Genomic DNA, 24,063 nt, shown 5'->3' on the forward strand with positions numbered 1-24,063 from the left:
GCCGTCCGGCACGCGATTCGTCCGCGTGTCGGCCGCGGTGACCCGGTTCCAGTCCGCTCGTGGGTGGCAGAGGGTCGGGGCATATCCGCACACCACAGTCTCACTCGTAGGTCGTTGTCATGCCGCCGTCGAACAGCAGGTCCCCGCCGTTGAGATGGTCGGCGTGGGTCGAGAAGCCGAACACGAAGAGGTTCGCCACGTCGACCGGGTCCATCATCTCCTTGACTCGGGCCTGTCCTAGCATCACGTCGTCGATGACCTCGTCGACGCTGATGCCCCGTTGCTCGGCGGTGTCGGGAATCTGGTCGACGACCAGCGGCGTCTTCACGTACCCGGTGCTGATAGAGAACCCGCGGAGCCCGTCGCCGCCCTCGGCGGCGATAGACTGTGTCAGTCCCCGCAGGCCGAACTTCGAGACGTTGTAAGCCACCTTGTCCGAGGTGACGTAGTGGCCGTGGACTGACGCCATGTTGCCGATGGCACCCACGCCGTCGTCGGTCCCGCGGATATGCGGGATGACGCGCTTGGAAAGTGCGAGCGGGGCGCGCAACATCACGTCGTGCATCTGGTCGTACTTCTTCATCGGGAAGTCCTCGATGGCGTCGATGTGCTGGAGGCCGGCGATGTTCGCGAGATACCGCACGGTGCCATGAGAGGCCGCGGTTTCGACGATGGTCTCGATGTCCGCGTCGTTCGCGAGATCACCGGTCACTGTCTCGACGGTTCCATCGAGGCCGAGGTCCGCCGCCGTGTCCGCGACTTCGGCGAGGCCGTCGGCGTCGATATCCGTCGCGACGGCGGTCACCCCGTTGGCGGCCATCGCCAGCGCCGTCGCCCGACCGATGCCGGACCCGCCACCGGTCACCAGACAGACGGTGTCGCTCGTGTAGTGGTCGTCGTCGACGAACAGTATCGAGGACTCGTCGATGGGCTCGACTTCGAGCCGTTCGTGAGAGGTGCTGGATGCCATTCAGTCACACGTTCTCTAGACATCTCCGAATAGGGGTGGGTTGACATGTATACCCGATTGGCTGCTGTGATGCTGTCACAGTCCGTCGCGAGAACGCTGTTCCGCCGTCTCATCGACGACGTGGTTTACGTGTAAACCTCCCGTTATTCGGGGGTTACGTCGGAAGAATCAGTCATCCCTGTGAGCGTGGCACACACCACGTGACCAGCCTCCCCGGACGAGTCCGGGGCGTATTGGGACACACCTATGAAACGAACGACAACGGACCATGACAGCGAAGGTATCGGCAGGCGACAACTGCTCTCCGCCGTCGGCGGTTCAGCCGTCGCCGCAGCGCTCGCTGGCTGCTCGACGCTGCTGAGTGACGGCGAGGCGGCGGACCAGGGCGGGCAGTCCGGTGGCGAAATTTCCGACGAACCGATACAGGCCGGCCTGTTGACCTTCACGCGGGGCGCACCGGGCGTACTCGGAATCCAGGCCCAGCGCGGAGCCGAACTCGCCGTCCAGCGCATCAACGAGGCGGGCGGTATCGGCGGGCAACGAGAGATCGAACTGGACGTGGTCAACGAAGGGTCGAACCCGCTCGACAGTTACAACCAGTTCATCGAGGAGGGGAAAGAGGTCACCTTCGGCCCGATTTCCAGTGGTACGCACAGCCAGATCGCCCCCGAAGTCGAGAAAAACGAGGTTATCAACGTCAGCACTGACGGGACGGTGACGACGCTTTACGAGGAGACCGTCCCCGATCCGACCTACTCCTTCCGCTTCCAGAACTACGACATCATGGAAGTGGTGACGATGGCCCGGGAAGCCGTCGAACGCATCGGCGCTGACAACATCTCGACTGTCGCCGGAGTCAACCCCGGCTATTCCTTCGGCGAGGACGAGATGCGGGTGTTCACTCAGGCCATTCAGAAACTCACTGACGCCGAAGTCGTCTACGAGGGGTTCCCGGAACTCGGAGCTAGCGACATGGCGAATCACATCACCTCGATCAACAACGAAGAGCCGGATGTGACCTTCTCCAGCCTGTGGGGCGGCGACGTGACGACGTTCGTCCGACAGGCCAACGCCAACGACATGTTCGAGAACACGACGGTGTTCGGCACGACGCTGTACAGCGCGGCCGGCGACGTGCCGGGCGATGCACTGGCTGGGACAGATATCTACTCCGGGTCGCGGAACTACTACTGGGGCCTGCCGGCGCTCGGCAACTGGCAGCCCGGCCGCGAACTGTTTGACGCTGCAACACAGCAGGAGGGCGTGACGGTACCGACGGCACACTACATGAGCGGGTACGGGGCTGTCACCGCGTGGGCGACGGCCGTCGAGAAAGCTATCGACCTGCTTGGCACCTACCCCAGCCAGGAGCAGATCGCGCAAGTTCTGGAAGGACACGGCTTCTTCACACCGGCCGGCTACCACAACATCGCCGAGGACCACCAAGGCGCGTCGAACTCCTTTGCCGGGCAGATGGTGTACGATGACGACCTCGGGGCGGCCAGGCTTGACGACGTGAACACCTACGCCGCCACCGAGACGGCACCGCCGCCAGGTGTCACCGGCAGCGACTGGCTGGACAGCTGGAGCGCCTGATACCGAGCCATGGCCGTAACACCCACAGCCGCGCTCGTCCAGACGCTCAACGGCATCCAGTTCGGGTTCATCCTGTTCATGATCGCCTCGGGACTCACCGTTATCCTGGGGATTCTGGACGTTCTGAACCTCGCCCACGGGGAACTGTTCTCGCTCGGCGCATACACCGCCATCGGCGTGTTCGGGTTTATTATCGGCATCATCGGCCCGCCGGGTGGCGGCGTCGTCGGGACCGCCGTGTTCGTCCTCGCGGTCCTCGCGGCCGTGCTGGTGACAGCAGCCATCCTCCTCCCCGTCGGAACCCTCTTCGAAGCGGTGTTCCTGCGACAGATTTACGACCGCGACCAGGTGTATCAGCTGGTACTGACCTTCGCCCTCCTGCTCATACTCCTCGACGTGAAGAAGTTCATCTGGGGGGACAGCTCGATACGAACCGATGCCGTCTACAGCGCAATCAACACGATTCCGACGAGCGAACTCGTCGGGCTGAACTACCCGACCTACAACGTGTTCGTCATCCTCGTCGGCATGGTCTCCGTCGCGGGGCTGTTCTGGTTCTTCGAACGGACGAAGACCGGGCGCATCATCAGGGCGACGGCTATCGACCGCGAGATGGCGACCGCCATCGGCGTCAGCACCGACCGCGTGTTCACGCTCGTGTTCGCGCTGGGCGCGTTCCTTGCTGGCTTTGCCGGCGCGATGGCCGTCCCGCCGACAGCGGCGACGCTTGAGATGGGCACCAATCCACTGGTGCTTTCCTTCGTCGTCATCGTTATCGGCGGCCTCGGCAGCCTCCGTGGGGCGTTCGTCGGGGCGCTCCTGGTCGGCGTCATCCGGAGCTGGATGATCACGCTGTACCCGCCGGGCGAGATCGCGGCCCCGTTCGCCATCATGGCGCTCATCCTGCTGGTCAAACCCGAAGGGCTGTTCGGAACGTGGGGTGAGACGGCGTGATGCCGGAGCGCGTCGACCGCGATGGGACGCCGGCGTATCGCTTCCTCGGAGTCGAGGTGACCCGTCGGGAGACGGTCTTCCTCGTCCTCGGGGTCGTGTTCCTGTTCGTCATTCCCGATATCGCGGGCCTCTCCGACAGTCTCCAGCTCAGCGTCATCCACCAGGGCTTGCTATTCGGCTTCGCGGCAGTCGGGCTGAACCTCCTGCTACGGCACACGAAGCTCACCTCGTTCGGCCACGCGGCCTTCTTCGGCACCGGCGCGTACGCGACCGCAGTGCTGGCGCGGTATGCTGGCATCCAGAGTGTCGGCCTGCTGTTGCTCGGAGCCATCGCGGCCGCGACGGTGATGGCGGCCATCATCGGGGTGCTGTCGCTGCGACACACCGGGCTGTACTTCGCCCTTCTGACGCTGGCCTTCGGCCAACTCCTGTACGCTATCGCGCTCGGCCAGAGCGCCCTCGGCGGGAGCGACGGGCTCCCGATCCGGCCGGGGCCGGCGAACCAGCCGCTCCTGTTCGGGACCGCGTTCAGCCCCGACGTGTACCAGGTGCTGACGTACTACCTGACGGTGGTCGTCATCCTCATCGGGCTGTTCGTGATGTACCGCATCACGCAGTCGCCGTTCCGCAACGCCCTGGACGCCATCGGGCAGGAACGGACCCGAGCGCGGTTCATCGGTCTGCCGATCCGGCGGTACGTCTGGGCCGCGTTCGTCATCTCGGGCATCTACGGCGGCGTCGCGGGCGGGCTGTACGCCGTCGTCCGCCAGTACGTCCGCCCGGAGGGGACGCTGTTCTTCCTCCGGTCGGGCGACATCCTGTTCATGGCGATTTTGGGCGGGTTCCGGACGCTTGTCGGCCCACTCATCGGCGGTGTCGTCCTCATCTTCCTGCAGGACGTGGGCCAGGACATCACCCAGTACTACGAGTTCCTGACCGGCGTGGTATTGCTGATACTCGTGTACGGGTTCCCGCGAGGGATCGTCGGGTCGCTCCGGTCCGGCGGCATCGTCAACGCGCGGCTCAGTGATCTGCGCCGGGAACCGTCCGTCCTGTCGACGTGGGGCCGGAGCGCCGTGCAGTCGATAGAACGGAAGGTGACAGAGGCGCTGACAAGCCTGCGGATAATCCTCTTCGGGGTCGATTGATATGCTCGAAGCACGCAATCTGCGGAAGTCCTTCGGTGAACTGGTCGCAACTGACGACATCACGCTCGAGTTCGGTAAGGAGGCGGGCGAACTCGTCTTCATCGTCGGCCCGAACGGGGCCGGGAAGACGACGTTCATCAACCTCCTCACTGGCTTTCTCTCGCCGGACGAGGGGTCCATCGTCCTCGACGGCGACGATATCACCGGCATGTCGGCAAACGGGCGTGTCGATGCCGGCATCGCCCGGAGCTTTCAGGTCGTCAAAGTGTTCGAGGAGATGACGGTGCGGGAGAACCTCCGGACGGTCGTGTTGACCGAACAGGGCAAGACTTGGAGCCTGTTCTCGATGGCCGACGGTCACGAGGAGGTGGAGACGAAGGTCGAGGAACTGGTGGAGAAGTTCCGGCTCGAAGACACCGCGGATACCGTCGCCGAAGAACTCCCCCACGGCGACCGCAAACTGCTCGACGTAGCGATGTCGTTCGGCCTCGACCCGGACTACCTCCTGCTCGACGAGCCGACCTCCGGCGTGTCGACCCGTGAGAAGGAGTACGTCATCGAGACGATTGTCGAGGTCGGCCGAGCTGAGGGCGTTACGACGGTTACCATCGAGCACGACATGGACATTGTCACCGAGTACGCCGACCGCGTCGTCGCCCTGCATCAGGGCGCAGTCCACGGCGTCGGCCCGCCGACGATGCTCGAAACCGACGACGAACTCCGGCGGCTGCTCCTGGGGGTGGGCGACGATGAGTAGCGAACCGCTACTGTCCGTTCGGGGTCTCAAAGCCGCCGTCGAGGGGTTCCTGGTGACCGAGGACATCGACCTCGACGTGAACGCCGGGGAGGCGGTCGGGCTGGTCGGCCGCAACGGGGCCGGCAAGACGACCACCTTCCGCGGCATTATGGGCCTGACACCCGTCTGGAGCGGCTCAGTCACGTTCCGCGGCGAGGAGCTGACCGACATCCGCTCGGAGCTGATTCCCAAGCGGGGCATCGGATACCAGCCCGAGGACCGGAAGCTGTTCACGGGGATGACCGTCGACGAGAACTTCCGGCTCCCGATCTGGACCAGCGGGAAGGCCCGCGGCATCGACGACGAGGACGCGGTCATCGAGAGCGTCTACGACGTGCTGACCGAACTTGACGACCGACGGGACGCGAAGGTCCAGAACCTCAGCGGCGGCCAGGCGAAGATGGTCGCCATCGGCCGGGCGCTGGCGCTCCAGCCCGACCTGCTCATCCTCGACGAGCCGTTAGAGGGGTTGGCTCCGGTCGTCGTCGAGAGCCTCAAGCGCTATATCCGGGCGATCAACGACCGCGACATCGCCGTGCTCATCGCTGAATCGAACGTGACGCACGTCCCCGAGGTCGTGGACCGCCTGTACGTCATCGAGCGCGGGGATATCATCGCCAGCGGCGACCCGGAAGAGTTGGCGGCCGACGAAGAGATACAGAAGCTGATGCAGGGCAGCGGCACGGAGTAGCGACAAGGCAACGCTGAACTCAGGCCCTCACTCGGTCACGTCGTTCATCGCCGTCGTGACTCTGTCGAGTATCTTCCGCTGGCTCCGCCGGAGGTTCTTCGAGATCGCCATCTTGGACACGTCGAACTCCTCGGCGAGCGAGGAGAGGGTCGCGTCCCGTGGCGTGTCGAAGTAGCCGCCCTCGACGGCTTTCTCCAGCGTGTCCCGCTCCACGTCCGAGAGTTCCCGACAGCCGTCGACCAGCCGCTTCGCCGAATCGATGTTCTGTAGCAGGTCGTAGTAGTCCTCTAGGTCGACTGACTCCCGGGACCGGATCGTGTAGTCGTTGTCCCGTTCGAGTTCGGATAGGGTTCCCTCCGCGACCCGCTCGGTGTCGAAGCCGACGTGCCAGATCTCCGAGCCGTCCCGGATGCGGAACGGTCCGGTGATGTAGCCGCTGTGGTCACGGATGACGTTCATCGCGTTCGTCTCGTCGATGCGCGAGCGGATGAGCGCCAGGTCACCCTTTCGACGGAGGAGCTGATAGGACTCCATGTGGTCGTGTGCTTCGAGCGCGTCGAGTCCCCGGTCCAGCTCCTCGCGGTCCGCGCCGTTGACCATGATCCGCGTCTCTAACTCACGCTCGACGGGGTGGAAATCCCACTGCTTGGCCAGGAACGACACCTCGTAGTCCCGTGTCGTGTCGATGTACGGACAGTCGTACTGGACCATGTCCATCTCGAGCGAGATCATGGGTAATCAATCATGTTGTACTCTCTTAGTGATTGCCTATCCGCCACGTACCCCGACCGCGCCAGTCACGCCGCAAACCCTTTTGACTGCGGCAGTTAATTTTCGGGTATGTACGTCCGGGATGCGAAAAACCGAGAGGAAGTCTGGTTGCTCGACCGTATCGAGGAGATGGGGCTGGACGAGACGGCTTTCAGATCCCGGGACTACGTCGTCGCTATCGACGAGGAGAGCCACGAAAAGGCGGGCTTCGGCCGTATCCGTATTCACAAGCGCGACGAGGAGTCCGTCTGTGAACTGACCAGCATCGGCGTCCTGCCGGAATGGCGAAACCAGGGCGTCGGCGCACACGTCATCGAGCGCCTGGTCGAGTACGCCGGTGACGAGGGGTTCGACACCGTCTACTCGCTGACGAACGCCTCCGAGTACCTCGCGCAGTTCGGTTTCGAGCGCATCGATCCGGCCCGATTGCCCGACTCGCTCCGGGATCGGCTCGATACCAAACAGGAGAACATCCAGCCCGACGCGGTGCCGCTCCGGGTGGCCATCGACCGCTTCGAAGTGCCCGGCCACCTCCGTGGGCGGTTCAAGCAGGCCAGTGCTGGCGAGCCTGAGGAACCCGAACCGGAGGAGGGCCCCGAGGACTTCGGCATTGACCCCGACGAAGCCACCTACAAGTACGACACGGGCGACTGAGTCCCTGCCGACGACGGACTGATTATCTGATGTCGACGACTTCGATATCGAAAACGAGCGTCTTACCGGACAGTTCGTGGTTGAAATCGACTTCAACGGCGTCATCCCGGACCGCAGTCACGTCCCCGTGCAGGCCGTTTTCGGCCTCGACGTGGATTCCGACTTCCGGCTCTTTTCCCACCATGCCTTCGAACGTTTCGGGGTCGTACTCACGGACGCGGTCGGACTGGAACTCGCCGTAGGCTTTCTCCGGGGGCACCGTAACGGTGGCCTCCTCGCCCGCAGCCATGCCGACGAGTGCCTCGTCGATCCCTTCGATGATCTCCCCCGCACCGACGGTGAAGCAAAGCGGTGCGTACTCGCTCGCCTCGACACCCTGTGCCTCCATGAGTCCGTGCTCCCTGGCGACTTCGGGACGTGACGTATCGAAGACGCTCCCGTCCTCGAAGCGACCGACGTACTCGATGGTGACGCCGTCTCCCGGTTCGATTGGCATACGTCCTCGATAGATACTGACGGTATAAACCCACCTCGGAACAGCGCGCCGCGAATCGCCGCGGGCATCGCATTACAAATCGTGAAGGATTTAAGAACCCTTAAGCCTTCGCCGTCCGACAATCCGTCCATGTTTGACCCCGACGAGCTGGAGGAGATACGGGAGTCGAAGGCTCAGTGGGAGGAAGACGACGTCCAGCCCACCGTCGACCGCTTTGGCGAACGTAAGGAGACGTTCACCACGGACACTGAAGGGCACGAGGTAGACCGTCTGTACACCCCCGAAGACATCTCCGATCTCAACTACGAGGCGGATCTGGGCTTCCCCGGTCAGGAGCCCTACACCCGCGGGGTGTATCCGACCGGTTATCGGGGCCGACTCTGGACGATGCGTCAATACGCCGGGATGGGGACCGCGACGGAAACCAACGAGCGGTTCAATTACCTACTTGACCAGGGCCAGACCGGGCTGTCGATGGCGTTTGACCTCCCGACGCAGATGGGCTACGATTCTGACCATGCGATGGCAGCCGGCGAAGTCGGCAAAACCGGCGTCGCCATCGACTCGCTTGACGACATGGAGACCGTGTTCGACGGCATCCCGCTGGATGAGGTCTCGACGAGCATGACTATCAACGCCCCTGCGTCGGTACTGCTGGCGATGTACATCGCCGTCGGTGACAAGCAGGGCGTCGACCGCGAGGAACTCCGCGGGACCATCCAGAACGACGTGCTCAAGGAGTACATCGCGCGGAACACGTTCATCTACCCGCCGGAGCCGTCGATGCGGCTCATCACCGACATATTCGAGTTCTGTGCCGCCGAGACGCCGAAGTTCAACACCATCTCCATCTCGGGATATCACATCCGCGAGGCCGGCTCGACGGCCGCCCAGGAGATCGCGTTCACACTGGGCGACGGCATCGAATACGTCGAGGCTGCTATCGAGGCCGGGCTGGACGTGGACGAGTTCGCCCCCCAGCTATCCTTCTTCTTTGCCTCCTACAACAACATCTTCGAGGAAGTGGCGAAGTTCCGGGCGGCGCGTCGCCTCTGGGCGAAAATCATGGACGAGCGCTTCGACACCCAGAACCCCAAGTCCAAGCAACTGAAGTTCCACACCCAGACCGCTGGCTCGACGCTGACCGCCCAACAGATCGAGAACAACGTCGTCCGTGTGTCCTACCAAGCGCTGGCGGCCGTTCTGGGCGGGACCCAGAGTCTCCACACCAACGGTAAAGACGAGGCTATCGGCCTGCCGACCGAACAGTCTGTCAGAACTGCACTGCGGACCCAGCAGATTCTCGCCCACGAGTCCGGCGCGGCGGACACCATCGACCCGCTGGCCGGGAGCTACTACGTCGAATCACTGACCGACGAACTCGAAGCGGAGGCCCGCGACCTCATCGAGGAAGTCGACGAGCGCGGCGGGATGCGCCGCTCCATCGAGGAGCAGTGGGTCCAGCGCCAGATTCAGGACGTGGCCTTCGAACGCCAGCGTGAGCAGGAAGCCGGCGAGCGCATTATCGTCGGCGTCAACGAGTATCAGGTCGAGGAAGAGGGCGAGCAGGACATCGAAGAGGTCGACGAAGCGGTCGAGCAGGCCCAGCAGGACAACGTCGCCACGGTTCGGGAGGAGCGCGACGACGAAGCCGTCGAGGCGAAACTCGGCGCACTTCGACAGGCCGCCAAGGGCGACGAGAACATCATGCCCTACATCATCGACGCCGTGAAGGTGTATGCCACGACCGGCGAGGTGTGTGACGTGCTCCGGGACGTGTTCGGTGAGTATCAGCCCGGTTCATCGATGTAAGGTCAGCCGAGCCGCGAATTACGTCCTGTTTTCCACCTGTCCACGCTCCCAGAATTATAAGCTACCCCGGTGTACGGCCGTCCATGCGATTCGACCACGCCGGCATCGCCACCGACGACGCCGACCCGCTTGCGGAACTGTTCGCCAACGCTTTCGAGACACCAGTCGTCCACGAGGAGACGTTTGATGGGCTACAGGTGACGTTTCTAGAGATGGGTAACGGCTATTTCGAACTGCTAGAACCGCTGCCCGATGCCGACGGCACGATTCCCAGATATCTCGACAGCAATGGGCCGGGCATTCATCACGTGGCTCTGGAAACAGACGATATCGCCGCCGCGTTAGAGACGGTCAGTGACTGTGGGATCGACCTCATCGATGATGAGCCACGGCCGGGAGCGTGGGGCCACGACGTGGCGTTCCTCCATCCGAAAACAACTGGCGGCGTACTCGTGGAGTTAGTCGAACACTAATCCAGAGTCCGGCCCGGCTCGGGGTTCACTCATCACCAAGGAAGGCCGCGAACTGTTCCTCAGCCCCAGGAGTCAGGCGCTCCGGCGGCTCCGCGAACCACGCCGCACCGACGAGCTCAGACTCGTCCACGTCGAGGCTTCCCTTCTTGTACGCCGCTTCGAGGAAGATGTCTAGCGTGTGCACCGACCCCTGTGCGTCGGTGTCCGGATAGTACTTCGAGTGAACGACCTCTGCAACGCCGGTGACCGTACAGCGGATGCCGGTCTGTTCGTTGACGCGACGGACGGCGGTACCCTGCACCGACTCGTACTCGTCGCCCTTGCCACCGCCCGGCAGCGCCCACATGTCAGCGCCGCGGCCCAGCACCAGCAAGACCCGGTCGCGGGTATCGCCGGCCGCCTGGTCGGGTATCTGGTCGCTCAGCTCCGGGAAATCGGAGCCGTCTCGGGTGACGAACACGACGCTGTTCCCGGAGTAGCCGGTCCCGCGTGTCGCAGCGAACACGTCAGCGTATTCGTCGGGCGACAGCTCGAAGGTCTCTTCGGTGACCGGAACCTCGTCGTAGGCCGCTTCCAGGCTCGAAATACGCTCGTCGACGTTCGTCTGGTTGATCTTCTCCGTGAGGTTCGCATCTCCCGCCCCAGTCTCAGGACCGTCGGCGTCGTCAGTCATACGGGGTTGTACTCCGGGGCACCGATAAGTGCCGTGGTCCAGTCGATGAAAAAGAACTTGTATTCTGGTTGTCTGGTTCCAGACATGAAAGCGATTGTCCTCGCAGGAGGGTACGCCACCCGGCTCTGGCCTGTGACCAAGAACCGGCCCAAGATGCTGCTTCCCGTCGGTGAGACGACCGTCATCGACCGAATTCTCGGCGAGTTAGAGGAGGACGATCGCATCACTGACGTGTTCGTCAGTACGAACCAGCGCTTTGCCACCGACTTCCGGGACCACATCGCCGCGAGCAGTTTCGAGAAGCCGTCCCTGACCGTCGAGGAAACCGCCGAAGAGGACGAGAAGTTCGGCGTCGTCGGCGCGCTCGCCCAACTGGTCGACCGGGAAGGGCTCGGCGATGAGGACCTGCTCGTCATCGCCGGCGACAATCTCATCAGCTTCGACATCGCGGCGTTCATCGACTACTTCGAGCAGTACGACGACCCCACGCTCGCCGCCTACGACGTCGGCTCCCGTGAGAAGGCCAGCTCCTACGGCCTCATCGAACTCGACGGCGAGGAAGTCACGGACTTCCAAGAAAAGCCCGACGACCCCAACAGCACGCTCGTCTCGATTGCCTGCTACGCGTTCCCGGCCGACGCGATCCGCTTCGACGAGTATCTCAACGACGGGAACAACCCCGACGAACCCGGCTGGTTCATCCAGTGGCTCGTCGACGACGGGCCAGTCCGTGCGTTCACGTTCGACGACGCCTGGTACGACATCGGGACCCCCGAGAGCTATCTGGAAGCCGTCGCGTGGGAACTCGACGGCGACAACGTCGTCGCGGAGGACGCCACCATCGAGAACACCACACTCGGCGAGAACGTCCACGTCCTTTCGGGGGCCGAAATCGTCAACTCCAGCCTCGACGGTACCATCGTGTTCCCGGACACGACTATTCTCGACTCGGATATCCGACAGTCGATTATCGACCGGGATACGCAGGTCGAGAGCCTTGACCTCGCCGGCGCGCTCATCGGTGCGCATACGCAGTTGACGAACGGCGATTGACCCCACCTAGCCGCTTCGATTCTCTCGATTACGCCAGCCACGCGTCTTCTATCTGTACCGTTCCACGACTGCCGTCCCACTCCGTCTCGTACTCAAGTTCGATCCGGCGGTCCATGTGCGGGCCGTCGGTCACGAGCGTCTCGAACTCGCCGCCCTCTCCGAGGATGTGGACGCCGTACTCCTCGTTGAGCGCCTCCAGTTCGTCGAGCGCGTCGGCATCGAGCGTGCGGCCGAGCCAGGACTCATCGAGGCCGTAGGCGGCGACGCGGATAATCCGAATCTCGAAGCCGGCGTCGAGCATGGCGTCGGCGAGGTCGCGGGGGTTCTCCTGCCACAGCGGCGCGAACACGTTGGCTTCCAGGCGGTCGGCCATCGACTCGATGCGGGTCGTCTGGTACTCGCTCTCGACCGCACCGGCTGTGACGCCGGTGATGCCGCCGTCCAGTTCGGCGTCGAGTTCGCGCAGCGCGGCCTCAAGCGGTTCGAGTTCGGCATCGCCCTGTGCGCCGGAATCCGCCACGTCGTCGGCGTCGAAGTCGTCGGGCTCGACCTCGACCAGCGAGATACCGATGCTCTCGGCGGCGAGGCCGGCCAGCCGGGTCGCCGGCACGTGGTACATGTACGAATCCCCCTCGGGATGCACCGTCACTAGTCGCTCGACGGGGTGGCCCCGTTCGAGTGCCCGGTACAGCGCCCACGAGGAGTCTTTGCCGCCGGAGAACAGCGAAACCCACGCACCGTCTGTCATGACCACAGGTAGCCGACGCCGGCCTAAATCGCTGTCTATTCTACGAGTTCGTCCTCGATGTCGGTGTGGCTGACGTAGGTCGCCACCCGGACGCCGACGAGGCTGATGAGGATGCCCGCGAGGATGAACAGGGCGAGACGGGTCCCGGCATCCAGCGTGAAGCCCTGAACCTGGACGACGCCGAGGTCAGTCGGTCGGACGTTGAACGGCTCGAACACGCCACCGACTTCGAGGAAGTACGCAGAAAAACCGCGAACGACGAGGCCGACCGCGACCGCACCGAACGGGAGGTTCACGTACGCGCTCCGGACCCCCTCTTGCTGGATGAGTTCGTCCAGCAGGCGGCCCAGCGAGGCGGCCAGCGCCGCGCCGGTCAGCCACGGAACGGACGCGAAGGCGAAGCGGTTCGCAAGCAGGAAGGGGCTGATGTCGTCGACCGCCGAGACGCCCAACACGCCGGCGAAGATACCGACGAGCGAGAGGCCGGTGGCGACGACGTAGGTCACGAGCGACACCTGGCCCGAGTAGAGGGCTTCCCGGGTCTGACCGGGGAGCCGCGAGAGGTAGGTGTCGATACCGAGACCCTTGTAGATGAGGAACACGCCGATGGCGGCCGCGATAGCCCCGACAGCGATTGTCAGGCTGGTGACGACGAGCAACAGCGGGAACGCGAGCATGATGATCCCGACGGGGACCAGCACCGTCTTGCGCAGTTCCTCGTCGGCCAGGAACTGCTTGAGCAGGTAGTACGTCGACTCGATGTCCCGGGCCTGACGGACGACGACCCGGTCGACGGCGTCGACCCTGACGCGGCTCTCGATGATGGGAACTAGCCGCTCGTCGTCGGCGCTGTCGACGACGACGACCGCCGAGTCCGGGTCGTGCTCGGCGACCAGGTCGTCGATCTGGCTGGCGATTTCACGGTCCGAGCCGACGCTGTCGCTCCCGCCGCCGACGACGGCCAGGACCGGCGAGGACCCCTCAGCTTCGAGTTCGTCCGCGACCGCGAGCCCTTCGAGGAGGCAGTTGACCCGGCTGTCTTCCGGGTCCACGACCCCCGTCTGCGTGATGAGTGACTCGACGGCGTCGCGGCCGACGACGGGACACGCCGCTGCGGCCGGACTGCCCCTGTCGATACACACCACCAGCGTAGTCACACTACGGCGAAGGCGGTCCCAGAATAAAAAACCTCCCGAGCTACCGCCGGAAGGAAAGCCCCTCGATGTCGCCGTCGGCGACACCGGCGATGCCCGCGCCCAGGGCGAAGGCGACCCGCTGTGCGCCACCTCGGAGCTTGCTCGTCAGCCCGCGCTCGGGTTCGTACTCCTTGACGGTCACGTCCTCACCAAGGCGCTGTTCGAGACTCGCCTCGACGTCGTCTCGCGTTCCGAGCCGGTCGACGAGCCCGCGTTCCTCCGCCGCGTCGCCGAGGAAGATGCGCGCCTCGGTGTCTCTGAGCGTTTCGGCGTCCATCTCGCGGCCTTCGGCCACGGTGTCGATGAACTGGTCATAGTAGTCGTCGACGATACCCTGGAGGTACTCGCGCTCGTCTTCGGTCATTTCCTTCAACGGCACGCCGGCGTCCTTGTACTCACCGGCGGTGAACTGCTCGTAGGAGAGGCCCAGGCGGTCGGCCAGTTCCTTGGCGTTGACTCGCGAGCCGACGACGCCGATAGAGCCGACGATTGAGCCCTCGCGCGCCCACAGCTCGTCGCAGCCGGCGGCGATGTCGTAGCCGCCGCTGGCACAGACGTCAGTGGCGTAGGCGATGGTCGGCCCGTCGAACTGCTCGGCGGCGATGCGGATGTCCTCGCTAGGGACGATTTCGCCGCCCGGCGTGTTCAGTTTCAGGAGCAGCGCCTCCGAGCCGCGGTCCTCGTCGGCGCGTTCGATCTGGTCAACGATGTCGTCGGCCGACGCGCCGACCGGCGGGCTCGTGATGCCGCCACCGCCGTCGCGGGTGATCGGCCCCTCGACCCCGACCGCCGCGACGTTGTGGGACGGCAGGAGCGAGCCGGCGATGTTGCTGCCGATACGCACGGCCCCGATGACGGCGGCGAGCAGTAACAGGACGCCGAGCAGTTCCGCCAGGTCGTCCGGGACCGAAACGAACAGGTACCATCCCGCGACCGCGGCGACGATGCCGACGACCACAACCAGTAACCCACGAACGATATCGTCTGTGCCCGCCATTACTGATACATCCCGAGCGGTCGCGCGCTCGTGCTCTCCTCTTGGTTTTCCTGGAGCTGCTCCGCCAGTTTCGCCTTGGCCTGGCCGATCTCCTCGGCCTGCTCGACCAGCGCCTCGGTGTCGACCTCGAAGTCGGCAAGCGGGCTGATAGCGGTCTGCAAGAGCGCTCGCGCCGCCTCCGGGTCGGGGAACTGCTGGTCGGCTTCGACGATGAGCCCGATGCTCGTCAGGCCAACCCGCTGTGATTCATGTACCAGCGCGCCGGTCGGACCGGTGATCGCCCCGTTTTCCGAGGGCGGGTCCACGTTCGCCTCATCGAGCATCGCCGCCCCGTCCCCGGTCGAGACACCGTACACGTCCGGGACGCCGTCTTTCTCGGCGGGGCGGCCGCTGAGATAGATCGGCGTCACGTCGTTCTCCTCGAACCAGCCGACGATACAGCCGGCGAAATCCGTCGTGCCGGACGGCGAGACGGGCGCGTCGCTCTGGAGGACGAGCAGGTTTCGATCCGCGTCCGCGTACAGCCGGACCGGCGGACGGACCTCCGGGTCGTCGTCCGCGTACACGGCGATTTCCGGCAGCCCGTCGCAGTGGACCGCAGCGTAGTACTCCATGTCGTAGGCGTCGACGAGGTGGTCGGCGGCGATCTTGCCGACGAGTCCGACACCCGGGAGCCCCTCGACCAGTGTCGGAGAGTCAAGGGAGATATCGTCGCGGTGGACCTGTATGTGTGCCATACCTGTGGTATCGGCCGCCGGCGGCTTGAAAGCCATGGGCCGGTGCCGTTCGAAACCCACAAACCGACCGCCAGCGAACGCCGGACAATGGAACCACTCGACCGCTACCGACCCATCATCGATGACTTCGAGGCGTTCATCGACGCGTGTGAACGCCCGCTGCCGTCGGCTGTCCGGGTCAACACCATCAAAGCCACCGTCGAGCGGGTCCGGACGGCGCTCGCGGAAGCGGACATCGCCCACGACCCCGTCGACTGGCACGACGGCCTGTTCGTCCTGCCGGAGGACTCCCCCGGCGCGAACTGGCCGTACTTCCAGGGCTGGATTCACGGCCAGGAGGAAGTGTCCGTGATTCCCGCCGAAGTCCTCGACCCACAGCCCGGCGAGCGGGTCTGGGACGCCTGTGCCGCACCGGGCAGCAAGACGACCCAGCTCGCCGCGCTGATGGACGACACCGGCGAGCTCGTCGCGACCGACAACAACCTCGGGCGGATCTCAGCGCTGCGGACCAACACCGAGCGGCTGGGCGCGACGACGGTGGCCGTCACCCACGAGGACGGGCGCAACCACTCGCTCAAGCCCTTCGGCGGCGAGGGGTACGACCGGGCGCTCGTCGACGTGCCCTGCTCCTGTGAGGGGACCATCCGCAAGAACCCCGACACGCTGGAGGACTGGACGCTTTCGCACGTCGAAGGCATCTCCGGCGTCCAGAAGGGCATCCTCAAGCGGGCCGTCGAGGTGACCGAACCCGGTGGCACCGTCGTCTACTCTACCTGTACGTTCGCCCCGGAAGAGAACGAGGCCGTGCTGGACTACGTGCTGGACGAGACGGCCTGTGAGATCGTGGACTACGACCTCCCGCTCGATCACGCACCGGGGGTCACCGAGTGGCAGGACGAGACCTACGACTCCAGCGTGACCAACGCCAAGCGCATCTACCCGCACCACAACGACACGGGCGGGTTCTTCTGTGCGAAACTGGAGGTGCCCGCCGAATGAGCGACCAGAGCACGGTGTTCACGCGGCTCCCCGAAACGGACGACGAGCGCGAGGACCCTCAGCGGGCGACCCGCGAGGAAGTGCTCGACTTCTGGCAGGAGCGGTTCGGCGTCCCGCCGGAGACTTTCGAGGGGTACACCTTCTGGGAACGCGGCGCTGGCAAACTGTGGCTGTATCAGGGCAGCCCGCCGTCGCCGGTCGACATCGAGGGGCTGGGAATGACGTTCCTGCGGACGCGCCAGGAACACTGGAAGCCCACGCTGGAGGCCGTCCAGCGGTTCGGCGACTACGCCTCGAAAAACGTCATCCACCTCGATGACAACGCCGCCCGAGCGTTCGTGGCCGGCGAGGACCGGGAACTCGACTGGGACGGCGACTGGGGGTATCTCGTCGTCACCCACGACCTCGCGGGCGAGGTCGAACCGGTCGGCGTCGGCCTGTACGTCTACGGCGAACTCCGGTCACAGGTGCCGAAGGGTCGCCAGCGCGAGGTCTGAGCGGCGGGTACGGTTCGGTGCGTTTCTGGTCACAGGTCCACTATGTCTCTCAGTCACGCGATTCGATAGTTCCGCTTCCAAGCCCCGCCCAAGCGACCCGGTAGCCCAGGCGTGCGAGGGCGGCGCTGTCGTCCTCGATACCGTAGTCGGCCAGCCGGTCGGTCGCCGTCTCGTAGGCCATCCCGGGCTGGATTGCCTCGGCCAGTTCCTCAAGCACGGCGGGGTCGACGAGTGTGCGGCCGACGCGCTCGTGGGCGGGAAAGGAAACGTCTGCCAGCGCACCCTCGCTGACGCCGTGCTCCGCGGCGAGGTCGGCGAGCGAGATGACTGGGGCTTCCGGGCGGAGTTCGTCGGGGATGGCCGCGGCGCTCTCGCGCACCAGTCGCTCCTCGTATGGCCGCAGCGCGTCCCGCACGTCTTTCACGCTGACCGTGCCGGCGTACGGAATCGCACGGTTGTCCGTCGCTTCAATCTCCTCGCCGACGCCGAGTGACTCGTCGACGGCAACCAGCATCTCCACGTCCTCCAGCGCGTCGAGACGCGCGAGTTTCTTCGCGACGTACTCCGGCGTCCAGAAGCCCATAATCTCGAAGAAGACGCGAAACGGCGCGTCGTGACTGGGTTCGTCCGAATCCGCCACCCTGCGCTCGGTATCCCGAACTCCGGTATCGGCACTGGGCCGCCACTCGAAGGCGAAGTCTGGGATGACGACGTGTTCGCCGGCCGCCAGGGGTTCGGGCTCGCGGATCAGATCCCAGCCGAGGTCGAGCGTACCGAACCGGCCGGCGAAGTCGGCCTCGACGCCGCTGTCGTAGCTGACCTCTGCCACGGGCTCGACGCCGGGAACGGAGAGGTCACTGTCCGAGAGAGTGAGTTCCCGCTCGGTGCCCCGGTCGTCGATTGTCGCCGTCAGTTCCCACTCGCTCGCAGTTGCGACTGTACGCAGAAGTCGAGCGAAGCGGGTGCCGTACCGGCGCGTGTTCGAGAACAGCGCGTCAGGGCCCGTAACGACCACTTCGCGGCCGCCCTCTGTCCGGCGAATCTCGTACATCAGCCGGAGTCGCTTGACGGCAGAGATGAGCCCCTTCGGGTCCGACGAGCGGACCCGTACTTCCGTCGCGTCGAACAGCGCCGTCTGGGCCAGCGAGAGATTGTACTGGGTCCGAAGTTCAGCTGGCCCCCAGCGGGAGTCGACATCGGTGAGAATCTGGCGCGACTCGCGGTCGGCGTAGAGCGCGGCAGCCAACTCCTCGGCGTCCGTACCGAAGTGGGCGGCCGCCTCGGAGAGGGCCCGCCCGCGCTCGGCCTCGCTCACGACGCCGATGTCCGCGGCGGCTTCGAACACTCGACGACGGGCGCGGACGGGGTCGATCGGGGCCTGCGTCTCGAAGGTTGCTTCCCGCTCAACGAGCTTCGCCAGCCCGCGGACGAGTTTGAAATCGTCGGCCTCCCGCTCAAGGTCCGCGAGTGCCGTCTCCAGCGTCTCGCGGGACTGGCCGACGTGGCCCTGATAGATGCCCAGCACGCGGGCCGCCAGCCGCTCCGCGTCGGCGTCGGCGAACTGCAGGTGGTAGCCGCCGACCCGGGACACCCGCAGGAGGTCTTTCGTCAGCACACGCGTGTGTCCGCGGTGGAGCGACAAAAACACGGGGAGTCGCGGGGACGGCTTGACCGCCACTGGTCGGGCGGCGTCACCCCGCCGGATGTCTGTCCTCGAACGTGACTTCGACGGTGACATCGCCCGCTATGGACTGGCTGATGGCTCGTTCCAGGTCAGCGACGAGATCCGGATACGCCCGGTCGGCGGGCCGGCTGACCGTGACGGTGACTTCCCGGTCCAGCCGGTAGACTGAGACGCCGCCGAACCGGGTCTGGACCGACTGGAGCCGGAGCCGCTCGTAGGATTCGTCGGACAGCACTTCGGTGACAGCGTCGTTCACCGACGTTTCGACTTGCATCTGCTGTGCGGTGACCGTCCCGGCACCGGCGAACGCGACCAGCAGTGCCAGGACGGCGACGACGGTCGGCGCGTAGGTCCGGACCGTCTCGACCGGGGTGCGGTCGGCCGCCCAGTCCACCGGCCGGAACCCGAGCCCCCAGAGGACGAGAAACCCGGTGAGGTTGATCGACGCGACGTTGACCAGCAGGAGGATGCCCGCGCCGAGCGCGACGGCCGGCAGCCCCCAGGCGATACCGACCCCGACGGCCGCGGCGGCGGGGATGAGCGCGGCGGCGATCATCACGCCAACGAGCGAGACCGGCAACGCCGTCGCAAGCCCGAACGCCCCGGCGGCCCCCGCACAGAGGCCGACAGCGAGCGAGAGGAAGCCCGGCGAGATACGCTGTGCGATCTGCTGGACCGTTGTGACGCGGAGCTGTCCGGGGACGAACCCGCTGTACCGGATGCACAGCCCGAATAGGGCCGCACCTCCGATAGCGACGGCGAGCCCGAGCAGCTGGTCCCGGACCCCCTCGACGATGAGCCGGCGGTCGCTGAGCGTCGTCCCGACGCTGGCGATGAGTGCGGACCCGACCTGTGGCGCGATGACCATCGAGCCGACGACGATTGCCGGCGAATCCAGCAACAGGCCCGCCGTCGCGACGATTGCGCTCAGGACAGTCATCCCGTAGTAGGTCCCTTGGCCAGGGTTCATGCCGACCGCGCGACCTCGAAGTTCGTCGTGCGAGATGCGGTCCTCGTGGCGGCGGGCGGAGTCCGACTGGTCCGGTCGGGCGGTCTCGGCGTTCCCGACGACGGTGTACCGATCCGCGTCGAGCCCGGTCGCTTCGAGGTCTTCGAGCACCTCGTCGACGGCCTCCGGCGGGAGCGGAAACTGCAACAGCCAGGCCGTCCCGTCCTCGCTCGCCTCCTCGGTCCGGACGTAGCTGATGTCCCGGTCGTCCAGTACGTCGCGGACGCTGTCGAGGCTGTCGTCCGGGACCCGGATGTGTATCAGCCGCACTCGGGATCACTCCGTGGTCCGCGACACCGGCGGGTGGCAGCGCACATCTGTCTGTGTCTTGCCGGAGAGGACTATAGTTATCAGGGAGGTAAGACGGAGGGAGACGCGCAGGCTCCCGCCGACAGAGTTCTATCTGCGTCGCCTGGCGACCCGCTCTTCCGCGGTCTCCTCGGTCACGAGTTCGTACAGCAGCGCCCGCCCGCCGTCGGCTTTCGGTCGGAGAATCCGGCCGAGCCGCTGGGTGAACTCCCGCTCGGAGCCACTGCCTGAAAGTACCACAGCGACGTTCGCGTCGGGCACGTCCACGCCCTCGTCGAGGACGTTCGCCGTCACGACCCGGGAGTAGGTCCCGTCGCGGAACCGCTCTAAGATCTCCCGGCGCTCGCTCGCGCCGGTCTCGTGAGTTATCGCCGGGATGAGGAACCGTTCGGAGAGACGATACACGAGGTCGGTGTGGGCGGTGAAGACGATGATCCGGTCTCCGCGGTGGCGGTCCAGAATCGTCGCCAGCCGGTCGACCTTTCGCTGGGCGTTCATCATCACTTCGCGGGCACGCTGTTTCGCCAGCAGCGCCTCGCGGGCCGCTGGGTCGTTACCCGACCGCTTCACGAGCTCCTGGTAGTCGCTGCCCGACCGGAGTTGGATGTTGGACTGCTTGAGGTAGTCAGTGAAGGTCCCCTGGTACTCCTCGTAGCGGGCCCGTTCGCCCGGCGTGAGCGCAACCTCGATTCGCTTGATGTCGTAGTCCGCGAGGTGCTCGCCCGCCAGGTCGTCGACGCTGACCCGTCGGACGAGCGGCCCGACGAGGGACTCGATTGCCTCGTGGGCTCCGTCAGGTCGCTCGAACGTCGCCGTCAGTCCGAGCCGTGCCGGCGCAGCGAGGAGGCGAGTGATGTCCTGGTACCCCTCCCCGCCGAGGTGGTGGACCTCGTCGAAAATCACGAGGCCGAACCGGTCGCCGAGCTCGTCGGCCCGTAGGTACGCCGAGTCGTACGTCGACACCGTGATGTCCTCGACGCGCTGTTCGCCCCCGCCCATCCGGCCGACCGGGCGGTCGAACTCCCGCCGCAGCTCGCGTTGCCACTGCTCCAGCAAATCGATGGTCGGAACCACGACCAGCGTCGGCGTCCCCAGCGCGACCATCGCCGCGATGCCGATGACGGTCTTGCCGCTCCCCGTCGGTAGCTCCAGGCAGCCCCTGTCGCCGGCCTCGCGCCAGGCGTCCAGTGCCGATTGCTGGTACCCTCGGAGGTCGTACGCTGTCGAGAGCGACAGCGACGGGAGCGAACTGACGCGGTCCTCGTACGCCAGCCCGCGCTCGTCGAGCGCGTCTGCGAGTTCGGCGTACCGATAGGCCGGCGCTCGTCCCGTCTGCGTGCGCTCGTCGTACTCGACGCCGGGCAGGTCCGACGGCGGGTCCCCCGTCACGCGGATGGTCCCCGACTCGTACGTCAACTCCAGCACACTCCGGGGTTCGCCGGTCCGGCCGATAACGCTTTCGCGGCCGCCGCTGCTGGCGTCGTGGAGTGACCCACCACTACAGTTTACGTCCGTTCGTACCTACGATACACCTATGGACGACGCGCGCACGACACTGCTTGCCCTCCTTCTGTCGGTTGTGCTGACGGTTGCGGTGCTACCGACGAGCGTTGCGGGGGCACAGACGGGACAGGAGACGCTGACCGTGAATAAAGACGGGAGCGCTGATTACCGATCGATACAGGCCGCCGTGAACGCCGCCAACAGCGGTGATACTGTCGAAGTCCAACCGGGCACCTACTACGAAGCGGTCAGAGTCAACGAGAGCATCACCCTCGTCGCACCCGATCGGGCGATACTGGACGGCTCGCGGTTTGTCAATGGAACCGGCATCACGGTTGTCGGCACAGCCAACCCGAACGTCACCGGATTCACCGTACGAAACTACCGCTTTGGCGTCGCCGCCAACGGAACCAACGGGGACTGGACGCTGACCGAGACCACCGTCATAGCTGCCGATGTCGGCGTCTACGCGCCGAACGCGAGCGGGAACTGGACCATCGAAGACGCTGCCATCGCCCGCACGACCTACAGCGGCGTGTTCGCCCGCGGGACCGGCGGCGACTGGACGATCCGCGACACCCGTTTCGTTGATGTCGGTGGCGACGGCGCAGACGTCCGGAAGTCCTCTGGCGACTGGACGGTCTCGGCGGTCGTCGTCGACCGGTCCGGCGCGGACGGGATCGACGCGTCCGGAACTTCGGGGGACTGGCGGGTTCAAGACACGGAAGTCCGACAGAGCGACACCGGCGTCAAGGCCATCGATAGCGGCGGCGACTGGACAGTGACCGATCTGACGGTCCGGCGGAGCGATACCGGCCTCGTCACCGCCTTCTCCAGCGGTGCGTGGACGGTTTCGAACGCCACGCTCGACACCCGTGATATCGGTGTGTTCGCCGCTCGAACGACCGGCGCGTGGTCGGTCAGGAACGCCACTATCGAGAGCAGCCAGCAGGGAATCCACGCGGTCAAAACGAACGCATCGTGGATCCTCAGCGATTCGACGATCACCGTGACCGCGGAACGGAATGCCATCGGCGTTGATGCTCGGTCCGCGAGCGAAGGCTGGTCGCTTACAGATGTCACCATCGAAAGCTCCGGTATCAAGGTCGCCGAGTGAGGGCGACGCGCCCACAGTGCTCACCCCGTCACGGGCTGGCACTCACGTCACCAAAGCGAAGCCCTTAATTAAAACACCCCCCTCTCCCAGAGTACGGGACCGTGGGGTAGCGGTATCCTCGGCGGATGGGGTCCGTCGGACCTGAGTTCGAATCTCGGCGGTCCCACTTCAACTTCTACCAGATGCCGACACCTGTACGCTTAGGTGTGCGAACGGTCAACTTCCTTCGCGTATTCGGCTGAAATTTAGTCGTTCTTTAAATACCGCTGAGAACCATAAGAAGTCTGTCAAGAAGCTACGGCTTCTGATCGAAATTCGGCGTCGTCAGCAGTGGCCGTATCCACCCTGTGCGTTCGTTCCTGCAAGCCGACTCGTCGAGAACGGTGCGACTGATGCAGAGGTGCGCCGTGCAGTCCAAGCAGTCGACGACGAACTCGTTCGAGGTGGTTCCGATGAGTGATGCAGAGAACCACGTAGAGCCGCCTGAGGACGGCGACGAGAGCGAGATACCGAACTCCGGCCCAAGCCCGGCAAGACGTGGTGCAACCCCTGACAACCTGCCAGAGGAACACAGGCCAAACCTCCCACACGTCGCGGATGGCGAGAGTACCGACTGGTCGCAGTACACGGCCTATCGGTGCTGCATCTGCCAAGACAACTGCATCAACAAGATCGACTCGGACTACGCTCGGGCGAGAGAGTGCCGCCACTGCTACGCAGTTCCGGCACTCGACCGACACAGTACCCACGACCCGGCGCTTGATCGGTAACTCCTCTGTCCGACCATGTGCCGAGGAGAGGACAGAGGAGTACCCGCCGTAGGTAGCCGACCCACCGACCGACCAACCCAGTGTGTCGGCGGCTCGACCCCACGAGTTCGCGCTCCGGGAGAGGAAACCCCCCTTGCGGGGGTTGACTCGACCTCGCAGCTGCGCGTGTCTGCCAGCCCCCACAGCCCACCGAAAGCGAGGGCGCGGGAGAGCTGGTACGCCCGGCAGCGCAGCGGAGCGAGCAGCCCGGACCGGGCCGCGAGCGCCAATCGCGGCCCGCACCTGCTCGACCAGCCGGAAGCGGCCCCTTGCGGGTCGACCCGGAAGCCCGAGCGTTTCCCCCGAACCCGGCGGGTGAGGGGAATCGTTATCGCGTTCACCTGTCCGACCAATGCTGTTTCTGCCTCTGC

Annotated in this window: 24 protein-coding genes and 1 tRNA gene; 14 read left to right on the forward strand and 11 right to left on the reverse strand. The window is 65.2% G+C overall.

Annotation, left to right across the window (positions count from 1 at the left end):
* Positions 1-100: 100 nt before the first annotated feature.
* Positions 101-970 (reverse strand): SDR family oxidoreductase, encoded by an 870-nt coding sequence (locus C444_RS11405; protein WP_004592989.1) that lies wholly within the window; start codon positions 968-970, stop codon positions 101-103.
* A 246-nt stretch (positions 971-1,216) separates the two neighbouring features.
* On the opposite strand from C444_RS11405, the gene C444_RS11410 reads away from it, so the two are divergent.
* The 5 genes from C444_RS11410 to C444_RS11430 are packed head-to-tail and all read left to right on the forward strand — an operon-like array spanning position 1,217 to position 6,155.
* Entirely contained in the window at positions 1,217-2,566 is a 1,350-nt protein-coding gene (locus C444_RS11410; protein WP_004592990.1) for an ABC transporter substrate-binding protein, read from the forward strand.
* 9 nt (positions 2,567-2,575) lie between these two features.
* The gene (locus tag C444_RS11415; RefSeq protein ID WP_004592991.1) at positions 2,576-3,520 is read left to right on the forward strand and encodes a branched-chain amino acid ABC transporter permease; all 945 of its coding nucleotides are present in this window, start codon (positions 2,576-2,578) and stop codon (positions 3,518-3,520) included.
* Entirely contained in the window at positions 3,520-4,668 is a 1,149-nt protein-coding gene (locus C444_RS11420) for a branched-chain amino acid ABC transporter permease (RefSeq protein WP_004592992.1), read from the forward strand. Before C444_RS11415 ends, C444_RS11420 begins: the two co-directional genes overlap by 1 nt.
* Before the next feature lies 1 nt (position 4,669).
* Positions 4,670-5,425 carry an ABC transporter ATP-binding protein gene (locus C444_RS11425; protein WP_004592993.1) on the forward strand — a complete coding sequence of 252 codons (756 nt, stop codon included), beginning with the start codon at positions 4,670-4,672 and terminating at the stop codon, positions 5,423-5,425.
* Positions 5,418-6,155 carry an ABC transporter ATP-binding protein gene (locus C444_RS11430; protein WP_004592994.1) on the forward strand — a complete coding sequence of 246 codons (738 nt, stop codon included), beginning with the start codon at positions 5,418-5,420 and terminating at the stop codon, positions 6,153-6,155. Before C444_RS11425 ends, C444_RS11430 begins: the two co-directional genes overlap by 8 nt.
* Positions 6,156-6,182: 27 nt before the next feature.
* Here C444_RS11430 and C444_RS11435 read toward each other — a convergent pair whose 3' ends face one another.
* Positions 6,183-6,887 (reverse strand): helix-turn-helix domain-containing protein, encoded by a 705-nt coding sequence (locus C444_RS11435; protein ID WP_004592995.1) that lies wholly within the window; start codon positions 6,885-6,887, stop codon positions 6,183-6,185.
* Between the two features lie 108 nt (positions 6,888-6,995).
* Between C444_RS11435 and C444_RS11440 the strand changes: the two genes are divergently transcribed.
* The gene (locus C444_RS11440; RefSeq protein WP_004592996.1) at positions 6,996-7,580 is read left to right on the forward strand and encodes a GNAT family N-acetyltransferase; all 585 of its coding nucleotides are present in this window, start codon (positions 6,996-6,998) and stop codon (positions 7,578-7,580) included.
* 22 nt (positions 7,581-7,602) lie between these two features.
* On the opposite strand, the gene C444_RS11445 is transcribed toward C444_RS11440, so the two are convergent.
* The gene (locus C444_RS11445; RefSeq protein ID WP_004592997.1) at positions 7,603-8,076 is read right to left on the reverse strand and encodes an FKBP-type peptidyl-prolyl cis-trans isomerase; all 474 of its coding nucleotides are present in this window, start codon (positions 8,074-8,076) and stop codon (positions 7,603-7,605) included.
* 129 nt (positions 8,077-8,205) lie between these two features.
* Here C444_RS11445 and C444_RS11450 point away from each other — a divergent pair, with 129 nt between their 5' ends.
* Positions 8,206-9,888: an acyl-CoA mutase large subunit family protein gene (locus C444_RS11450; protein ID WP_004592998.1), complete on the forward strand. Its 1,683-nt coding sequence runs from the start codon at positions 8,206-8,208 to the stop codon at positions 9,886-9,888.
* Between the two features lie 83 nt (positions 9,889-9,971).
* Complete coding sequence (gene mce, locus C444_RS11455) at positions 9,972-10,361, forward strand: methylmalonyl-CoA epimerase (RefSeq protein WP_004592999.1); 390 nt, start codon at positions 9,972-9,974, stop codon at positions 10,359-10,361.
* Between the two features lie 25 nt (positions 10,362-10,386).
* Here the strand turns inward: mce and C444_RS11460 are convergent, their stop codons facing one another.
* On the reverse strand, positions 10,387-11,034 hold the full coding sequence (locus C444_RS11460; protein WP_004593000.1) for an NUDIX hydrolase: 648 nt from the start codon (positions 11,032-11,034) through the stop codon (positions 10,387-10,389).
* An 84-nt stretch (positions 11,035-11,118) separates the two neighbouring features.
* Here C444_RS11460 and C444_RS11465 point away from each other — a divergent pair, with 84 nt between their 5' ends.
* Complete coding sequence (locus tag C444_RS11465; protein WP_004593001.1) at positions 11,119-12,087, forward strand: sugar phosphate nucleotidyltransferase; 969 nt, start codon at positions 11,119-11,121, stop codon at positions 12,085-12,087.
* A 28-nt stretch (positions 12,088-12,115) separates the two neighbouring features.
* Here C444_RS11465 and C444_RS11470 read toward each other — a convergent pair whose 3' ends face one another.
* The 4 genes from C444_RS11470 to C444_RS11485 are packed head-to-tail and all read right to left on the reverse strand — an operon-like array spanning position 12,116 to position 15,801.
* The gene (locus C444_RS11470) at positions 12,116-12,835 is read right to left on the reverse strand and encodes a diphthine--ammonia ligase (RefSeq protein ID WP_004593002.1); all 720 of its coding nucleotides are present in this window, start codon (positions 12,833-12,835) and stop codon (positions 12,116-12,118) included.
* Between the two features lie 35 nt (positions 12,836-12,870).
* On the reverse strand, positions 12,871-13,992 hold the full coding sequence (locus C444_RS11475; RefSeq protein WP_004593003.1) for a DUF373 family protein: 1,122 nt from the start codon (positions 13,990-13,992) through the stop codon (positions 12,871-12,873).
* 40 nt (positions 13,993-14,032) lie between these two features.
* Positions 14,033-15,028: a signal peptide peptidase SppA gene (gene sppA / locus C444_RS11480; RefSeq protein ID WP_004593004.1), complete on the reverse strand. Its 996-nt coding sequence runs from the start codon at positions 15,026-15,028 to the stop codon at positions 14,033-14,035.
* Complete coding sequence (locus tag C444_RS11485) at positions 15,028-15,801, reverse strand: proteasome assembly chaperone family protein (RefSeq protein WP_080509706.1); 774 nt, start codon at positions 15,799-15,801, stop codon at positions 15,028-15,030. The genes sppA and C444_RS11485 overlap by 1 nt, the downstream gene beginning before the upstream one ends.
* Positions 15,802-15,852: 51 nt before the next feature.
* Here C444_RS11485 and C444_RS11490 point away from each other — a divergent pair, with 51 nt between their 5' ends.
* Positions 15,853-16,764 (forward strand): RsmB/NOP family class I SAM-dependent RNA methyltransferase, encoded by a 912-nt coding sequence (locus C444_RS11490; protein ID WP_004593006.1) that lies wholly within the window; start codon positions 15,853-15,855, stop codon positions 16,762-16,764.
* Positions 16,761-17,261 (forward strand): DUF7122 family protein, encoded by a 501-nt coding sequence (locus C444_RS11495; protein ID WP_004593007.1) that lies wholly within the window; start codon positions 16,761-16,763, stop codon positions 17,259-17,261. Before C444_RS11490 ends, C444_RS11495 begins: the two co-directional genes overlap by 4 nt.
* Before the next feature lie 49 nt (positions 17,262-17,310).
* Here the strand turns inward: C444_RS11495 and C444_RS11500 are convergent, their stop codons facing one another.
* The 3 genes from C444_RS11500 to C444_RS11510 form a co-directional block, all read right to left on the reverse strand.
* Positions 17,311-18,876 carry a DUF790 family protein gene (locus C444_RS11500; protein WP_004593008.1) on the reverse strand — a complete coding sequence of 522 codons (1,566 nt, stop codon included), beginning with the start codon at positions 18,874-18,876 and terminating at the stop codon, positions 17,311-17,313.
* A 76-nt stretch (positions 18,877-18,952) separates the two neighbouring features.
* Positions 18,953-20,224 (reverse strand): TIGR00341 family protein, encoded by a 1,272-nt coding sequence (locus tag C444_RS11505; protein WP_004593009.1) that lies wholly within the window; start codon positions 20,222-20,224, stop codon positions 18,953-18,955.
* A gap of 129 nt (positions 20,225-20,353) precedes the next feature.
* The gene (locus C444_RS11510) at positions 20,354-21,688 is read right to left on the reverse strand and encodes a DEAD/DEAH box helicase (protein ID WP_004593010.1); all 1,335 of its coding nucleotides are present in this window, start codon (positions 21,686-21,688) and stop codon (positions 20,354-20,356) included.
* A gap of 109 nt (positions 21,689-21,797) precedes the next feature.
* Between C444_RS11510 and C444_RS11515 the strand changes: the two genes are divergently transcribed.
* The 3 genes from C444_RS11515 (at position 21,798) to C444_RS11525 (ending at position 23,653) form a co-directional block, all read left to right on the forward strand.
* On the forward strand, positions 21,798-22,883 hold the full coding sequence (locus tag C444_RS11515; protein WP_004593011.1) for a right-handed parallel beta-helix repeat-containing protein: 1,086 nt from the start codon (positions 21,798-21,800) through the stop codon (positions 22,881-22,883).
* Positions 22,884-22,978: 95 nt separating this feature from the next.
* Positions 22,979-23,049 (forward strand) — tRNA-Pro (locus C444_RS11520).
* A 286-nt stretch (positions 23,050-23,335) separates the two neighbouring features.
* Positions 23,336-23,653 carry a hypothetical protein gene (locus C444_RS11525; protein ID WP_152420809.1) on the forward strand — a complete coding sequence of 106 codons (318 nt, stop codon included), beginning with the start codon at positions 23,336-23,338 and terminating at the stop codon, positions 23,651-23,653.
* The last annotated feature ends 410 nt before the right edge of the window (positions 23,654-24,063 follow it).

It is taken from the genome of Haloarcula japonica DSM 6131 (genome assembly GCF_000336635.1).
GTDB lineage: Archaea > Halobacteriota > Halobacteria > Halobacteriales > Haloarculaceae > Haloarcula > Haloarcula japonica.

What these genes read in the sequence shown, in the direction of transcription:
- C444_RS11405 (WP_004592989.1), bottom strand. Translation starts at nt 970, where the DNA reads ATGGCATCCAGCACCTCTCACGAACGGCTCGAAGTCGAGCCCATCGAC.
- C444_RS11410 (WP_004592990.1), top strand. Translation starts at nt 1,217, where the DNA reads ATGAAACGAACGACAACGGACCATGACAGCGAAGGTATCGGCAGGCGA.
- C444_RS11415 (WP_004592991.1), top strand. Translation starts at nt 2,576, where the DNA reads ATGGCCGTAACACCCACAGCCGCGCTCGTCCAGACGCTCAACGGCATC.
- C444_RS11420 (WP_004592992.1), top strand. Translation starts at nt 3,520, where the DNA reads ATGCCGGAGCGCGTCGACCGCGATGGGACGCCGGCGTATCGCTTCCTC.
- C444_RS11425 (WP_004592993.1), top strand. Translation starts at nt 4,670, where the DNA reads ATGCTCGAAGCACGCAATCTGCGGAAGTCCTTCGGTGAACTGGTCGCA.
- C444_RS11430 (WP_004592994.1), top strand. Translation starts at nt 5,418, where the DNA reads ATGAGTAGCGAACCGCTACTGTCCGTTCGGGGTCTCAAAGCCGCCGTC.
- C444_RS11435 (WP_004592995.1), bottom strand. Translation starts at nt 6,887, where the DNA reads ATGATCTCGCTCGAGATGGACATGGTCCAGTACGACTGTCCGTACATC.
- C444_RS11440 (WP_004592996.1), top strand. Translation starts at nt 6,996, where the DNA reads ATGTACGTCCGGGATGCGAAAAACCGAGAGGAAGTCTGGTTGCTCGAC.
- C444_RS11445 (WP_004592997.1), bottom strand. Translation starts at nt 8,076, where the DNA reads ATGCCAATCGAACCGGGAGACGGCGTCACCATCGAGTACGTCGGTCGC.
- C444_RS11450 (WP_004592998.1), top strand. Translation starts at nt 8,206, where the DNA reads ATGTTTGACCCCGACGAGCTGGAGGAGATACGGGAGTCGAAGGCTCAG.
- mce (WP_004592999.1), top strand. Translation starts at nt 9,972, where the DNA reads ATGCGATTCGACCACGCCGGCATCGCCACCGACGACGCCGACCCGCTT.
- C444_RS11460 (WP_004593000.1), bottom strand. Translation starts at nt 11,034, where the DNA reads ATGACTGACGACGCCGACGGTCCTGAGACTGGGGCGGGAGATGCGAAC.
- C444_RS11465 (WP_004593001.1), top strand. Translation starts at nt 11,119, where the DNA reads ATGAAAGCGATTGTCCTCGCAGGAGGGTACGCCACCCGGCTCTGGCCT.
- C444_RS11470 (WP_004593002.1), bottom strand. Translation starts at nt 12,835, where the DNA reads ATGACAGACGGTGCGTGGGTTTCGCTGTTCTCCGGCGGCAAAGACTCC.
- sppA (WP_004593004.1), bottom strand. Translation starts at nt 15,028, where the DNA reads ATGGCGGGCACAGACGATATCGTTCGTGGGTTACTGGTTGTGGTCGTC.
- C444_RS11485 (WP_080509706.1), bottom strand. Translation starts at nt 15,801, where the DNA reads ATGGCTTTCAAGCCGCCGGCGGCCGATACCACAGGTATGGCACACATA.
- C444_RS11490 (WP_004593006.1), top strand. Translation starts at nt 15,853, where the DNA reads ATGGAACCACTCGACCGCTACCGACCCATCATCGATGACTTCGAGGCG.
- C444_RS11495 (WP_004593007.1), top strand. Translation starts at nt 16,761, where the DNA reads ATGAGCGACCAGAGCACGGTGTTCACGCGGCTCCCCGAAACGGACGAC.
- C444_RS11515 (WP_004593011.1), top strand. Translation starts at nt 21,798, where the DNA reads ATGGACGACGCGCGCACGACACTGCTTGCCCTCCTTCTGTCGGTTGTG.
- C444_RS11525 (WP_152420809.1), top strand. Translation starts at nt 23,336, where the DNA reads ATGAGTGATGCAGAGAACCACGTAGAGCCGCCTGAGGACGGCGACGAG.